The following is a 14,994-nucleotide window of genomic DNA, read 5'->3' as shown; positions in this document are numbered from 1 at the left end:
CGTTCCGCCTCCGTCGGGTCGTCACTCGGCCAGGTAGTCGGCCCAGATGTACCGCGTCGCCAGCGACCGGTGCGGCCGCCACTGCTCGGCTATCTCTTCCATCTCCGCTCGCGTCAACTCCGCACCGTCGCCGTCGGCGTCGCCGTACAGTCGCTCGATACCGCGTCGGACCGCGAGGTCACCGAGGGGGAGGACGTCTTCGCGTCCGAGAGCGAAGATGAGGAACGTCTCGGCCGTCCACTCGCCGACCCCCGTTATCTCCGTGAGTCGGTCGAGGACCTCGTCGTCGGAGTACCCAGCCAATCCCGCCTTCGTGAGGTCCTCGCGCCGAAACGCGCGGGCGACGTTCCGGAGGTAGCCGACTTTCGACGCCGGAAGGCCCGCCTCGCGGAGTGCGCCCTCGTCGGCGGCCAGCACCGACTCGGGCGTCACCACCCCGTCCAGCACCTCGAAGACGCGTTCGCGCACGGCGGCCGCACTCGCCGTCGACACCCGTTGGGAGACGATGGCGATACACAGGCGTTCGAACGCCGTCCAGTCCGGTTCGGTGTACGGGTCGCGTTCGTCTATCACTCGCTGCATCACGGAGTCTCGTCCGAGGACCGCGGTCGCGTCGTCGGTCATGGCGTTCGATTCGACTGGAGGACCGCCGACGGAATACTCTCACGGCCCGCGAGGAGAGAACGACGTGTCTATGGGTCGGGGAGACGCAGAGAAAGCCGATGGAACCAATCAGAAGCGACGAGCGACTCGGTCCACTCGTCGACGAACACGGCGAACTCTCGGTCGAACCCGCGGACGACGAGTTCGAACGGTTCGTCGTCTCCGTCGTGAACCAACAGCTCTCGACGCAGTCGGCGGCGGCCATCAGGGACCGTCTGTTCGACCGCTTCGAGGTGACGCCCGAGACGGTGCTGGCCGCAGACGAGGACGCCCTCCGTGAGGTCGGCCTGTCGAGCCAGAAGATATCCTACGTCCGGAACATCGCGACGGCCTTCCTCGAAGACGACCTGACGCGGACGGGACTGGAAGGCTACTCCGACGAGGAGGTCCTCGCCCGGCTGACCGAGATTCGCGGCGTCGGCGACTGGACGGCGAAGATGTACCTCATGTTCGTCCTCGGTCGCGAGGACGTGTTCCCCGTCGAAGACCTCGGAATCAGAAAGGGGATGGCGAAGCTCTACGGCATCGACGAGGACGACAGGGCGGCGATGGTCGAACGCGCCGAGGCGTGGCGCCCCTATCGAAGCGTCGCGGCTCGGTATCTGTGGCGCGCGGTGGACTAACGGCCGCGTCCGAGCGGACGAGCGGCCCGCGTCGGCGCGTCTGCCGCAGTCGTAGGGACGAAAAACCACGAATAAACTGACTACGAGTTTCATCTGTCAGCGAGGGAAACGTTCAAACGCCTCGCATCCGAGAATCCCGGTATGGAGTTAGCGGATATCAACACTATCACGGTTCTCGGTGCGGGAAACATGGGCCACGGCATCGCCGAAGTCGCCGCACTCGCGGGATACGACGTCAACCTCCGCGACATCAACGAGGAGTTCGTCCAGAACGGCTACGACCAGATAGAGTGGTCGGTCGGCAAACTCGCCGAGAAAGACCAGATATCGGAGTCGGACGCGGACGCCGCCCTCGACCGCGTGACGACGTACGTCGACCTCGCGGACTCCGTCTCCGAGGCGGACGTGGTGATAGAGGCCGTCCCCGAGAAGATGGACATCAAGAAGGACGTCTACACGGAGTTAGAGGCGGCCGCCCCCGACCACACCGTCTTCGCGACGAACACGTCCAGTCTCTCCATCACGGAACTGGCGAACGTGACCGACCGACCCGAGCAGTTCTGCGGGATGCACTTTTTCAACCCGCCCGTTCGGATGCAACTCGTCGAGGTCATCTCCGGCGCGGAGACGTCCGCGGAGACGATGGACCTCGTCTCGGACCTCGCCGAAGCGATGGGTAAGACGCCCGTCCGCGTCCACAAGGACAGCCCCGGATTCATCGTGAACCGCATCCTCGTTCCGCTGATGAACGAGGCGGCGTGGATCGTCGAGTCGGGCGACGCCACCGTCGAAGAAGTCGACTCCACGACGAAGTACGGCATCGGCATCCCGATGGGGAGCTTCGAACTGGCGGACCAGGTGGGCATCGACGTGGGCTACCACGTCCTCCAGTACATGCACGAAGTGCTGGGCGACGCCTACGAACCGTGTCCCCTCCTCGAAGAGAAAGTCGAGGCCGGCAACCTCGGGAAGAAGACCGGACGGGGCTTCTACGACTACGAAGACGGCGACGGCGCACAGGTCCCCTCCGACGAGATTCGCGACGACGTCTCCCGACGTCTGACCGCCGTGATGGCCAACGAAGCGGCCGGACTGGTGCAGAACGACGTGGCCGACGCCGACGCCATCGACCACGCCGTGATGCTCGGCGGCGGGTTCCCCGACGGTCCGGCGAAGATGGCCGACGACGCCGGGTTGGAGACGCTCGTCGAGACGCTGGACGAACTGTACGACGAGACCGGTGCGGAACGGTACGAAGCGGTCGACCTTCTGCGCGAACTCGCCGAGTCCGGCGAGGGCTTCCACGGCGAGAGCGACGACGACGAGTCGGGTCGCTACGAGTTCGAGACGCTCTCGGTGGAGGTTCGAGAACGCGTCGGTCACCTCCGCTTGAACCGCCCGCACCGACTGAACACCATCAGCGGCGAACTCGTCGAGGAACTCGGCGACGCCATCGACGAACTGGCGGACGACGACGAAGTGCGCGCCATCCTCCTCAGCGGCGCGGGTGACCGCGCGTTCTCCGCGGGCGCGGACATCCAGAGTCTCTCCAGCAGTGCCGGAGAGGCGACGGCCGTCGCCGAACTCTCGCGGCGGGGCCAGCGCACGTTCGGCAAACTGGAGGAGTGCGACAAACCGGTCGTCGCCGCCATCGACGGCTACTGTCTCGGCGGCGGGATGGAACTCTCGATGTGCGCGGACCTCCGTCTCGCGACGAAACGCTCGGAGTTCGGCCAACCGGAACACAACCTCGGTCTCATCCCCGGATGGGGTGGCAGCGTCCGCCTCCAGCGAATCGTCGGCATGGGTCGCGCGAAGGAGATTATCTTCACCGCAGACCGCTACGAGGCCGAGGAGATGGCCGAGTACGGCTTCGTGAACGAACTGGTCGAGAACGACGAGTTCGAGGACGCGGCGTTCGAGTACGCGAAGCGATTCGCACAGGGACCCCCCATCGCACAGCGGTACACGAAGCGCGTGATGCACCGCGGGTGGGACGACACCGACGCCGGACTGGAAGCCGAGTCCGAGGCGTTCGGCCTCCTCTTCACGACGAACGACCTGATGGAGGGGATGACGGCGTTCATGGGTGACCACGAACCCGACTTCAAAGGCGAGTAAGAGACTCACTCCCGAAGTCGTCTCGTAACGGAATCTTTAAACGAATCAGGCAACCACGATAGGATGCAGGCTCGGTTGGTGTAGTCCGGCCAATCATCTTGGCCTTTCGAGCCGAGGACAGGGGTTCAAATCCCCTACCGAGCATTTCTCTGCAGAACAACGTGACGAAGAGTGCGTGGTGTCGAGAGGTGAATCAGCGAGCGAAGTTCAACTCCTCCTACCGAGCGCTTCTCTCGAACACAACACCCAAGCGACTCGTTTTCGTCGCACACGAGGCCCAATCGACTGAAACGGACGCGCACCGACGAAGTATCCGATTCGTTCAGTGGCAAAGACGTGTCACTTTCTGCTTATTTCACGGCCAGTAGTATTTTGTTCATCTATTGTGAGTGCGTAATATGATTCGTCTCGCGGGCCTCGCAGGAACGATACTTCGCGATGTAGGGGATTGTTTATACCATCGGGCAGAATATGTTGACGTGAACGGTGGGGAGGGTTCAACGAGGTGAGTGTACAACGTGTGTTCGTAAACGAAGAAGCAGAGAGTCTGTCGAAAGACGACATCTACTCGATGTTGAGCAACCGTCGGCGGCGATTAGCGCTCAGCTATCTCCGGCAGACCGAGGACAAGGTGTCCGTGCGTGACCTGTCGAAGGAAGTCGCCGCGATGGAGAACGGCATCGACAGAGAGGAGTTGACGTACAAGCAGCGAAAGCGCGTCTACACGTCGCTGCACCAGACGCATCTCCCCAAACTGGACGACGTGGGTGTCGTCGTCTACGACCGCGACAGAGGATACATCTCGCTGACACCGCTGGCGGCCGACCTCGACACGTTCCTCGACGGGACGACCGACCGTCGTATCAGTTCGTGGTCGGTCTACTATCTCGGTCTCTCGGGACTGTCGCTTCTCGTCGTCGGTCTCGCGTGGACGGACCTGTTTCCCTTCTCGCTGGTGTCTGACCTCGGATACGCCCTCCTCGTCAGCCTCACGTTCGCCGTCTCTGCGGCCGTCCACGTCTACACCGAACGCGTCTCACTCGAAGGCGGCGACCCGAGCGTCTCGGGGTTCCTGACGGACGTCGGCCTGCGAGACGACGACTGAGCCGGAACGGTGGCGGTGCCGACACGTTGAAGCCGCCGGCACTCCCGGTGCGCACATGGTGTCTTCCACACGCGGAGTGCTGGCTGTGGCGACGTTCGTCGCCGTCGTCGCCACCGCCGGGAGCCTCTTTTTCAGTCTCGGCCTCGGACTCGTGCCGTGCGAACTCTGTTGGTACCAGCGCATCCTCATGTATCCGCTCGTCGTCGTTCTCGGCGTCGCCGCAGTCGAAGACCGCTCGGGCGTCTACCGGACCGTGCTCCCACTCTCTCTTCTCGGAATGGGGGTCTCGGCGTACCACGTCTACATTCAACTGTTCCCGCCCGCGTCGACGGGGTGTACGCTCGGCGAGGGTTGTTCGGCGGTGCTCTACCCGATGCTGGACGGACTGTTGACCATCCCGCGACTGGCACTGGTCGCGTTCGCCCTCCTCACCGTCCTCGTCGGCGGCGTCGGCCTCACCTCGCAGGACGACCCGTGGAGCAGTCCGTAACCCGGTCTGTCAGCGGGTCCATCAGTCGGCCTATCGGTCGGTCCGCCAGTCCGGACGAATCGTCGGTTTCGGATAGTCGAGGCCGAGGCGAACCCCGTACTCGGCCTGTTCGTCCGCGGAGAGTCGCCACGGGCGGTGGGCGTACTCCGCTGGCAACGACGACAACTCGGGGAGCCAGTGTTTCACGTACGCGGCGTCGCCGTCGTAGTGTTCGGCCTGTTCGAGGACGTCGAACGCTCGGTCTCTGGAGTCGTTTCCGACGCCCGCGACGTACGCCCAGTTGCCGTAGTTCGAGCACGGGTCGTAGTCGACGAGGTGCGTCTCGAAGAACGCCGCGCCGACGCGCCAGTCGATTTCGAGGTCGTTCACGAGAAACGACGCGACGTTCTGCCGTCCCCGGTTGGACACGTACCCCGTCTCGCGGAGTTCGCGCACGTTCGCGTCGACGAACGGGATGCCCGTCTCGCCGCGCTTCCACAGTCGGAGTCGTCGGTCGTCCGTTCGCCAGTCGATGTCGTCTCGTTCGCGGATGCCCTCGCGACGGAAGAACTGCGGCCCGTGCTTTGCGACCTGAAACTGGAAGAAGTCGCGCCAGACGAGTTCGAAGAGGAGCCAGTAGGTCGAGTCGTTCCGCACGCGTTCGTCCTCGTACCGCCTGACCTCCCGTTCGACGCGCCGGGGAGACAGACAGCCCTCGTTCAGCCACGGCGAGAGTTTCGAGGAGAAGTCCGCTCCGAGCATGCCGTTCCGCGTCTGTTTGTACCCCCGGAGGTGGTCGCCCTCCCACAGGTACGACTCGACGCGTTCGAGACCGGCGGGTTCGCCGCCGGGGAACGCGTGAACCGCGCGTTCGTCGTGTCCGGGGTCCGAGAGTCCCCCGTCGAGGTCCGAGAGCGACGGTATCGCCCCGGCGTCGACGCCGTCGAACGCCGCGGGTGGCGGGGGCATTTCGGGTACGGCGAACGGGTCTCTGACGGTCGACTCCGACTCGACGGACTTCCGAAACGAGGTATACGTGTCCGAAATCGACGTGTACGGCGTCGGGAGGTCGTCGAGGTGGTACAGCGTGTGCGTCCAGAACCGGTGGACGGCGACGCCGGCATCTCGAAGCGCCGCGGTCACCCGGTTCTCGGCGGTTACCTCCTCGGGCGCGGGGAGCGTCTGGGCGTACACCGCGTCGGCGTCGACGGCGGCAGCGAGTGCCGGGAGGGCCGTCTCCGGGCGTTCGTGTCGGACGACGAGGGCCGACCCGAGGTCAGAGAGCGAGTCGCGGAGCGCCGAGACGGATTCGCGGCGGAAGCGGGCGCGGTGACTCCCGGTCTTCTCGAACCGAAACGAGTCGTCGCCGCCGTACTCGCGCGTGCCGTACTCGCGAGGGTCGAAACAGTACACCGGGAGGAGGTGGTCGGCGGCGGCCGCCTCCGCGAGCGCTTCGTTGTCGTGGACCCGCAGGTCACGACGAAACCAGACCAGAGCCGTCTCCGTCATTGGTGGACGTTAGGACGCGGCGGTATTGAACAGACGGGGCGGCGGCCCGCGTCCGAGAACGACTCAGTCGTCGTCGCTCGTCGTCGCCGGTCCGATGGCCGGTGCCTCCTCACGGAGGCGGTGGACGAGCGAACTGCGCTGGTCGGCTAGTTGGTAGGCCGCCGAGACGAAGACGAGCACCAGAAACGCCCCCCCGAGATAGGTGGGGTCGACGCCCGACAGCGTCGGGACGCCGATACCGGACCCGACGAGCGACAGGAGGCCGAGGAGGCCCAAGCCGAGATAGTACTCCGCCCACGAGATACCGTACTTCGGGACGATCTCCATGTAGACGGCCACCTCGTCGGCCGCACCCGCGAGTGCGACGGTCTTCGCGTCGCTGTCGTACGTGACGATACCGAGTTCGTCGAGTTTCGGCAGGTGTGTCTGATGAAGTGACACGTAGACGCTCTGTCGAACGTTGCGCGGCGGCGGCGACTCGCCGGACTCGACGCCACCGATGTACTCGGCGAGGTCAGCGACGGCTTCGGCTTCCTCTGCGGACCGAAGTCGCTCGAGGACCAGGCGTCGCCTGTCGTTGCGCAGGACGTCGTGAATGTCTGATTGGTCGAGTCCGTTCGTCTCCCCGTGTCGAGTCGTTCCCACGGACTCGGCCCCTCCCGTTGGCATGATAGGTAATTATAACTGATGCTATATTAATGTGTTCCAATTCTGTACAGTCTCAAATTAGAGAATACAAGGAGAGTAGAACGGAGCTACGACAGCCACTCGTCGGGTTTCGTGTCGTAGTCGATATCCGTCGCCCGAATCCGGTCGGTTATCTCGTCGTCGAGGTCGAACGTCTCGAACTCGTCGCCGTCGTATCTGATTCGCGTTCCCCGTTCGACGGGCGTCGGTTCCCGGTTCCGCCGTCGGGCGACTTCCACGTCGTGTTCGTCGTACTCTTTGACGATGGTCGCGAGGTTCACCGGCCGTCCCCACAGGTCGTACAGGCGTTCGAGGACGCCTCGCGCCTGCGCGATGTCGAGCATGATACCGTTGAACTGGTGTGCGAGGAGCAACTCGCCGCGGTTCGCGTAGTTGCCGTCGAACACCACGATGGTCGGTTTGCCGAAGTTCGTGAACTGGAGCAAGAGCTTCTTCTTCACGTCCTCGTACTGCGTCGAGGAGACGCGGAACTCGCCCGTCGACCGGGTGAACTCGTACGTGAAGTAGTGGTTGTCCTTCACGAACTCGTGGGTGAGGAACGCGTCGAGGAACGTCACGTCGTTGTGGCTCTCGCGTATCTCGCGCATCCGGTCCCACCCGGCGGACCGGTCGACGTCGGCGATGGCCTCGGCGACGCTGTCGTACACCTGGTCGTCGAACATGTAGCGCGACAACTGTTCGAGTTCCGAGCGACGGATGCGCTTCAGGAAGCCGCGGTTCTGCGGCTTCACGAGCGAGAAGTGCCGTTCTGCGAGTCCCTCGTAGGTGAGCACTTTCCACGGGTACGCGTCCACGTCGACGTCGCCCGCGAGGGCCGCGTCGAGCGTCTCCCAGTCGACGCGCGGGTCGTCGTCGTCGAGGGCCGCGAGACGGTCAAGCGTGTCCGACCGGACGCCGTCGATGGCCGGGTCCGGTTGCAGGAGTTCCTGTACCTCCTCGAAGTCGATGATGTCGTGGAAGTTCCGCCACGAGACGCCGTTCACGCGGAGGAGTTTGTCCGCGACTTCGGCTCGGTTTGTCGTGTTCTCGATGTACTCCCACAGCTCTTTGCCGAGTTTGTAGGGGTTGAGTCCGGGCGACCCGAGGACGCGCGACTGGTGGTCCGCGTAGGTGACGAACTCGTCGGTTCCCGCGAAGCGTTCTTCGCCCATCATGAGCGACTCCCAGTAGGCGGCCCATCCCTCGTTCATCACCTTCGTCATCTTCTGGGCGGCGAAGTAGTACGACTCCTTGCGGAGCATGTCGAGGACGTCCTTCTGCCACGGTTCCATCTCGACGGCTTTGCCCTCCTCCTCGTCGTAGTACATCCCGTGTTCGCGGACGAACGCCAACACGTCGCGGCGCGGCGCGTCGAGTCTCGCGGCCGCCGCCTCCGCCTCGGCGAGTTGGTCCAACCACTCGTCGTCGAACACCTGCCGGCGCACGTTCTCGGAGATGTTCATCGCGTCCAGCCGTTTTCTGAGGTCCTCCGGTTGGATGCGTTCGCGGCCGGTGGCCGCGTCGCCGATGGTGCGATGCTGATCGATGTTGTCTTCTAAGCAGAGGACGGCGTCGATGAACCGCTCGACGTCCTCGCGGTCTATCTCCGGGTCGTCGGTGTAGCGCTGGATGGCCTCGGCGTGCCGTTCGAGCATCGCCGCGGCGTCTAAGTCGGACTCGCCGACGAACATCCCGAACCAGTCGTTGTTCGCGAAGAAGTCCGCGTGCGCTTCGACGTGCGTGATGACGGCCTTCTGGTCGGCCAGCGAGTTCGACTCCTGCAGGAACGCGTGCGAGGGGTTGTCGTTGTTCACGATTTCGAACGCCTTGCCCATGCCGAACTGGTCCTGTTTCTGCTGGCGGTCGTACGTCATCCCCCACCGCCAGTGCGGGTACCGTCTTTGGAACCCGCCGTAGGCGATGAGTTGGTTCATCTCGGCGTAATCTACCACCCAGTAGTTCACCGGGTACGGGTCGAGACCCAGTTTGCGAGCGAGTCGTCCCGCCTCGCGCACCGGTTCTTCGAGTTCCCCGGCGACCCTCCGTGCGGTGTGTCTGAATCGTCTCATCGTCATGTCAGTTCGCCTCCGTGCTGAGGATGCTGTATATCGCGTCTATCACGTCTTCGGGCGAGGAGACGTAGGCGACGACGACGTTATCCTGTTCTTCGAGCGCCCGTTCGACTTCCTCTGCGTGCGTCGCGTTGATGGCCGTCCCGCCCGGTTGCGTCTCCACGTAGGCGTGGAGGTTCGCCGGAATCTCCGCCATCAGCGGGATGACGTTCTCCGTCGTGTCGTTCGAGGAGTTCTCCGAGTCGCCCGCGGCGAACACGTAGCGGTTCCACTCGGACCAGGGGTACTGCTCTTCAAGTATCTGCTTCGCGAGGACGTACGCGCTGGAGATTCGGGTGCCGCCGCCCGAGCGGATGCCGAAGAACTCGTCGCGTTCGACCTGCCAGGCGTCGGCGTCGTGGGCGATGTAGACGAACTCGGCGTTGTCGTACTTGCCCGTGAGATACCAGTCGAGGGGGGTGAACGTCCGCTCGACGAGTTCGCGCTTCTTCTCGCGCATCGACCCCGACACGTCGCGGATGTTCACCACGACGACGTTCTTCTCTTTCTCCTCGATTATCTCGGGGTGGCGGTAGCGTTCGTCTTCACGACGGAACGGGATGTCTCGCAGGCCGTCGCGGCGGATGCGCTGGAGTGTCGTCGTCCGCTCGACGTTCTCCTCCATCTCCTCGAACGACGCCCACGTGTCGCGTTCGTCCTCGGGGATGCGCGTCCACTCGTCCTCTATCCACGGGAGCGAGACGAGGATGTGGTTCTCGCGGCACCACTGGTACACCGACTGCGCGTCCTCTCCTTCGACTTTCATCGCCTCGCGGACGAAGTCGTCGTCGAAGTCCATCGCGAGTTTCCGCTTCAGTCCCTCTTTGAACAGGCGTTCGAAGTCGAGGGTGCTGTGCGGTCCCGTCCGCGTCACGTCGGTGAAGTCGCCCTCTATCTCTTCGATGACCTCCTTTCCCTTCGGCTCTAAGTCGAGTCCGAGTTCCTCGTCGAGTTCCTGTGCGAACTCCTCGGGGTCCATCTCGTAGTACTCGTGGTCGCCGCCCTCTTCGCCGGGCTTGCCGTCCTCGTCGCCGTCGCCGGGTTGCGGTTGACCGACGGGTTGGCCCACGTCGGGCGTCCCGCCCTGTCCCTGCCCGACGCCGCCTTTGTCGAGGCGGTCGTAGCGGAACTCCGGGAGGTCCACGACTTTGATGGGTATCCTGATGCTGTCCGGGCCGGACCCGCCGAGGTCACCGTAGCTGATGAACTCTTCGAGGTCCTCGCGGCGTTCTTCGCCGACTTCGCGGAACCGCTCGATGTCTTCTCTCAGTCCCATCTGTGTCGTACCTCGTTCATGACTGCTCTACTCGTCAGTTCGGCCGACTCGGGCGTGTAGCCGTCCTGTACCATCTGCTCGATAGTCCGCCGTTTCACGCGGTCCGTCTCGGTGTTCGTCGGCGGGTCGTCCCACTGGTCGGGGTCGAAGTCCTCGAACAGTCGACGGACGTCGGCCCACTCGTGGGTCTCTAACACCGTCCGGATGACGGGAATCTCGGAGAGGTCGACGTCGCCGACGGTGAACCCCTCGTCGCGGTTCTCCCAGGCGTACCGGTTCAGCGCGGTGATTACCTTCTCGCGACGGAACGTCTCGACGTCCTCGGAGGGGTCGTTACCCGTGTAGTCGCTCTCCGTGAACCGTCCGAGGTGTTCGGTCTCGAACAGTTTCATCAACAGCGCGTCGGGTTCGACCGCCCCGTGTTCGGTCTCTATCTCGTCGCCGGAGTCCCACGCGTACACGTGTTCGACGTACTCTTCGACCGTCTCCTGTTCGACGTGCTTGTCGGCGAGGACGGCAGAGAGCACGTCGCTCTCCTGTTGGTCGAAGATGTGCGACTTCACGACGGCGACGCGCGTCTCGTACTCGGAGCGTTCCGCCCGCGAGAACACCGGCGCCTCGTGGAGGCTCTCGGCCATCGCGTCCAACAGGTCGTCCGGCATGACGACCGCACCCACGTCCAACTCGGGGTGGTGTCTGTCTCTGTCCTCGTGGAGGATGTCCGCGATGACGTCTCTGGTGAACGTGACCGGGATACCGTGCGTCCCCTCGTTCTCGGCGTCGAACCCGAACTCGTCTATCTCCTCGCGGGTGTCGCCGACCTGGAGGAAGCCCCGGTCGAACAGCACGGCTTTGTCGACGAGGGTGTAGCCGTCGGGGACGTCGTCGCTGTCGAGACGCGAGACGACGGAGTACAGCGCCGCGGCTTCGAGTGCGTGCGGCGCGAGTTCGCGTCGCTTGACCGCGCCGGGACCGCTTCGCACGTCGACGAACAGACCCTCGCGGATGCGCGCTTCTAGTTCCGGTCTCTCTTCGAGGTCCCAGACCGCCGTCTCGTTCGTCAGTTCGCGGCGAATCAGTTCCGTCTCCAAGGAGACGTTCGTCAGGTAGCGGAACTCGTGTTTGTTGAGGCGGCGTTTCAAGGCTTTCAGAGGGTCGCGTCCGTTCCGGTCGGCGTACTTGTCCAACTCCACGTCCAGGTCCGGGTTCGAGATGATGACGAGTTGCGTGTCGATGTCCATCCCGATTCCTTTGTCCAGTTTGACGTGGCCCTCGTCGGGGACGTTCAGGAGTTTCTGCAACAGGTCCGCGTGTTGCGTCGCGTCCTCGACGATGGTGAGGAGGCCGTTGCCCTGCGAGAGGACGCCGTCGTAGCTGAACGCCTGCGGGTTCTTGCGCCCGCGCGAGTCCAACTCTCTGAGCATCCCCGGCATCCACGACCCGACCAGTCGCTCCTTCGGAGAGCCGTCGTCCTCAGAGTGGAGGACGCCGACGCCCTTGCCCACGTCGACGACGTAGTTCTTCACGCGGAGGTGTTTCGGGTCGGTGACGGCGCTGAACAGGTCGGGCTTGCCCGCGCGGCGGTACTTCTCTTCGAGGTAGTCGTACGCCTCGCGGCAGAACGGGTCGAGCTCCTCGTCGAGAGCGACGGGGATGTGGTCGAACTCGCTCTCGTTGAGGTCCGCGAGGAGGTCCCGTCTGACCGCCGCCGGGAACACCGACAGCGGGTGCGACTGGACGGGACTCTCGTACCAGTCGGACTCGTCTTCCGTCCCGCTCATCTCGCCGCCGTACGAGAGTCCCCTGCTGTCGTCCGCGTTGGTGACGTTCCACTCGACCGTGTAGCGCCGGCCCTCCTTCGTCTTCGAGTACTCGCGGAGACCGTTGACGAGACAGCGTTTCAACTCGGACTTCCCCGTCGCGGTGGGGCCGTCGAACCAGATTATCTTCTCGCCCTTGCCGCGTTCGGCGGCGATGGTCCGCAGGTCGTCGACGAACCGGTTCAGTATCTCCGTGTTGCCGAGGACGGCGTGTTCGCCGCCGTTCGACGGGTCGTCGAAGAAGCGGTAGCGCTCTCGCTCTTCGCCCTCTTCGACCACCGTGCGCGTCCCCGCCGCCTCGATGGCCGAGAGGAGATACTTCGAGGCGTGCGAGGCGATGGCTGGCGACTCGAACGCCGCGTCGACGTACGCGGCGAGACTCATCGGTTCTTCGTACGTCCCGCGGAGTCGGTCGTCGGCCTCTCGGATGTAGTCTTTCGGCGGCGTCATGCTTCGAGTTCGCTCTTTGCCACCTCCGCCCCGGCGAACTCTAACACCTCTCTGGCCCCGTCGCGCGAGTAGCCCTGTTCGACGAGTGCGTCTATCCACGCGTTACGCTCGTCGTCGTCCAGTTCGTTGGCGCTGACGAGTGCCGAGAAGTTGATGTTGTGCTTCTTGTCCTCCCAGAGTTTGCGCTCTAAGGCGCGGCGGAGTCTGTCGTTGTCCTGCGGGTCGAACGCCTGCCCCTCGCGGGCGCGTCGCGACACCCAGTTCGACACCTCCTGTCGGAAGTCGTCTTTCCTGTCCTCGGGGATGTCGAGTTTCTCTTCGACGGAGCGCAGGAACTTCTCGTCGGGTTCCTGTTCGCGGCCGGTGAGTTCGTCCTGGACGGTGGCGTCGTCGATGTACGCCATCACGTGGTCCATGTACTTCTCGCCCTGTCGCTGAATCTCGTCTAAGTCGTACGCCAGCGCGTGGCGCACGTCCTCGATGGCGCGCTCTTTGTACTCCTCGCGGACCATCTCCAGGTAGCGGTGGTAGCGTTCGAGGTTGTCCTCGGGGATGGAGCCGTGGTTCTCCAAGTTGCCCTCGAAGTGGTTGAACACCGACAGCGGCGAGAGGTAGCCTCGCCCGCGGTGCGTCGAGTCCATGATGGCCTCGGCTATCTCGTCGCCGATGAAGCGCGCGGAGACGCCCTCCATCCCCTCGCCGATGTCCGTCTTCCCCTCCGCTTCCTCGCGGAGTTTCTTCACGTCGACGTCGTCGCCGTCGTCTATCTCGCCGTTGTACGCTTTCGCCTTCTGGACGAGCGAGATGTTCCCGCCGTCGGGTTCGACGACGCGGGTGAGGACGCCGAACAACCCGGCCATCTCCAGCGTGTGCGGTTCGATGTGCATGTCGGGCACGTCGGCGTTCCGCAGCATCTTCCGGTAGATTTCGGCCTCCTGTGAGTACTCCAAGACGTACGGGAAGTCGATGCGTTTCGTCCGGTCGTTGAACGCCTCCATCTTCTCGTCGCCCTTCTTGTCTTTGTACTCGGGCATGTTCGTCCGGCCGACGATGACCTGGTCGATGTCGATTCGCGGGTTGTTCTTCGGCTTGATGGTCTGTTCCTGACTCGCATGCAGGAAGTCGTAGAGGAACTCCCGCTGGAGTTTCAGCAACTCCTCGCCGGAGAACAGCCCTCGGTTCGCGTTACAGAACGCCCCCGAGTAGTCGAACGCCCGCGGGTCCGACTCGCCGTAGACGGCCAGTTTCGAGTAGTTGACGTCGCCGGTCAACTCCGTCTCGTCTTGGTTCTTCTTGTCCTTCGGTTCGAACGTCTCGACGCACTGGCGCTTGTTCTCGCTCGCGACGAGGCGGATTATCTCGATGTGATTCGAGACGACTTCCTCTAAGTCGTCGTCATAGTACGCCAGCAGTTTGTCCATGTAGAACTCCGAGGCGGGGTCTAACGCCTGGTCGTTCCGGATGGTGTAGGGCGCGTCGAGCACCTCGTTGAGTTGTTCGATTATCATGTCCCGCTGTTCTTGCGGGACGAGGACGAGGGGGTCCTGATTCATCGGGGAGTGGACCACGTCGTCGGCGGGGTCTTGGTCCCGAATCACGTCGGTGAGGTTCGTCCACCGGAACGTGTACATCCGGCCGTCGTCGCGCATCGTGTAGTCTTCGAAGTACCGGCGGACCATCCAGTCGAAGTGCGACTTCCCCGACCCGACGGGTCCGAGGAGCAGTTTGATTCGTTTCTCGGGTCCGAGGCCGCGAGCCCCCGATTTCACCTTGTTGACGAACTCGTGGATGGACTCGTGGACCTCGCGGCCGTAGAACGTGTTCTCCCCGTCGTGGATGGGGTCTTCCGACGCCATCAGGTACTCGACGATGCCGGCTTCCTCGTCGTACTCGGTGCCGTAGTAGTCGAACATGTCGGCAACGCGTTGGTGCGCGTTGCGGGCGATTCTCGGGTCAGCGTACACCTCCTCTAGGTACCACTGGAAGCTCTTCGCTTCGCGGAGGTCCTCAGGGACGGACTCTTTGTAGTGCTTGCTCAGCCCTTCGAGGGTTTCGATGTCACCATTCATTGTTTGTTGACGGATCTCCCGATAGAACGGCCGCATCTCCCCGACGTGCCTCGAATCGGAGGAGCGACGACTGCCGTATCGCGGACGCGAC

At 63.7% G+C, this 14,994-nt stretch carries 11 protein-coding genes and 1 tRNA gene; 5 read left to right on the top strand and 7 right to left on the bottom strand.

Annotated elements, in window-relative coordinates; translation table 11 throughout:
• Positions 1–21: 21 nt before the first annotated feature.
• Positions 22–624, bottom strand: coding sequence for a DNA-3-methyladenine glycosylase family protein (locus tag BM282_RS12600; protein ID WP_089881571.1), 603 nt, complete (start codon positions 622–624; stop codon positions 22–24).
• Positions 625–722: 98 nt separating this feature from the next.
• Between BM282_RS12600 and BM282_RS12595 the strand changes: the two genes are divergently transcribed.
• From BM282_RS12595 to BM282_RS12575, 5 genes are all read left to right on the top strand, one after another.
• Positions 723–1,286 (top strand): DNA-3-methyladenine glycosylase family protein, encoded by a 564-nt coding sequence (locus BM282_RS12595; RefSeq protein WP_089881568.1) that lies wholly within the window; start codon positions 723–725, stop codon positions 1,284–1,286.
• A gap of 141 nt (positions 1,287–1,427) precedes the next feature.
• Positions 1,428–3,407, top strand: a complete 1,980-nt coding sequence (locus BM282_RS12590; RefSeq protein ID WP_089881565.1) for a 3-hydroxyacyl-CoA dehydrogenase/enoyl-CoA hydratase family protein — start codon at positions 1,428–1,430, stop codon at positions 3,405–3,407.
• A gap of 69 nt (positions 3,408–3,476) precedes the next feature.
• A tRNA-Glu gene (locus BM282_RS12585) sits at positions 3,477–3,551 on the top strand.
• Between the two features lie 361 nt (positions 3,552–3,912).
• On the top strand, positions 3,913–4,512 hold the full coding sequence (locus BM282_RS12580) for a DUF7344 domain-containing protein (protein WP_089881562.1): 600 nt from the start codon (positions 3,913–3,915) through the stop codon (positions 4,510–4,512).
• A 55-nt stretch (positions 4,513–4,567) separates the two neighbouring features.
• The gene (locus BM282_RS12575) at positions 4,568–5,002 is read left to right on the top strand and encodes a disulfide bond formation protein B (RefSeq protein ID WP_089881560.1); all 435 of its coding nucleotides are present in this window, start codon (positions 4,568–4,570) and stop codon (positions 5,000–5,002) included.
• A gap of 30 nt (positions 5,003–5,032) precedes the next feature.
• On the opposite strand, the gene BM282_RS12570 is transcribed toward BM282_RS12575, so the two are convergent.
• From BM282_RS12570 to BM282_RS12545, 6 genes are all read right to left on the bottom strand, one after another.
• Complete coding sequence (locus tag BM282_RS12570; RefSeq protein ID WP_089881557.1) at positions 5,033–6,490, bottom strand: DASH family cryptochrome; 1,458 nt, start codon at positions 6,488–6,490, stop codon at positions 5,033–5,035.
• Positions 6,491–6,553: 63 nt separating this feature from the next.
• Positions 6,554–7,159 carry a DUF7344 domain-containing protein gene (locus tag BM282_RS12565; RefSeq protein ID WP_245758361.1) on the bottom strand — a complete coding sequence of 202 codons (606 nt, stop codon included), beginning with the start codon at positions 7,157–7,159 and terminating at the stop codon, positions 6,554–6,556.
• Positions 7,160–7,245: 86 nt separating this feature from the next.
• On the bottom strand, positions 7,246–9,252 hold the full coding sequence (locus BM282_RS12560) for a SpoVR family protein (protein WP_089881552.1): 2,007 nt from the start codon (positions 9,250–9,252) through the stop codon (positions 7,246–7,248).
• A gap of 1 nt (position 9,253) precedes the next feature.
• Entirely contained in the window at positions 9,254–10,564 is a 1,311-nt protein-coding gene (locus BM282_RS12555; protein ID WP_089881550.1) for a YeaH/YhbH family protein, read from the bottom strand.
• Positions 10,555–12,834: a PrkA family serine protein kinase gene (locus BM282_RS12550; RefSeq protein WP_089881547.1), complete on the bottom strand. Its 2,280-nt coding sequence runs from the start codon at positions 12,832–12,834 to the stop codon at positions 10,555–10,557. The genes BM282_RS12555 and BM282_RS12550 overlap by 10 nt, the downstream gene beginning before the upstream one ends.
• Positions 12,831–14,903: a PrkA family serine protein kinase gene (locus BM282_RS12545; protein WP_089881544.1), complete on the bottom strand. Its 2,073-nt coding sequence runs from the start codon at positions 14,901–14,903 to the stop codon at positions 12,831–12,833. The genes BM282_RS12550 and BM282_RS12545 overlap by 4 nt, the downstream gene beginning before the upstream one ends.
• Between the last annotated feature and the right edge of the window lie 91 nt (positions 14,904–14,994).

The sequence above is a fragment of the Halogeometricum limi genome, from assembly GCF_900115785.1.
Classification (GTDB): Archaea; Halobacteriota; Halobacteria; order Halobacteriales; family Haloferacaceae; genus Halogeometricum; species Halogeometricum limi.
This window is presented reverse-complemented; position numbering and strand designations above follow the sequence as displayed.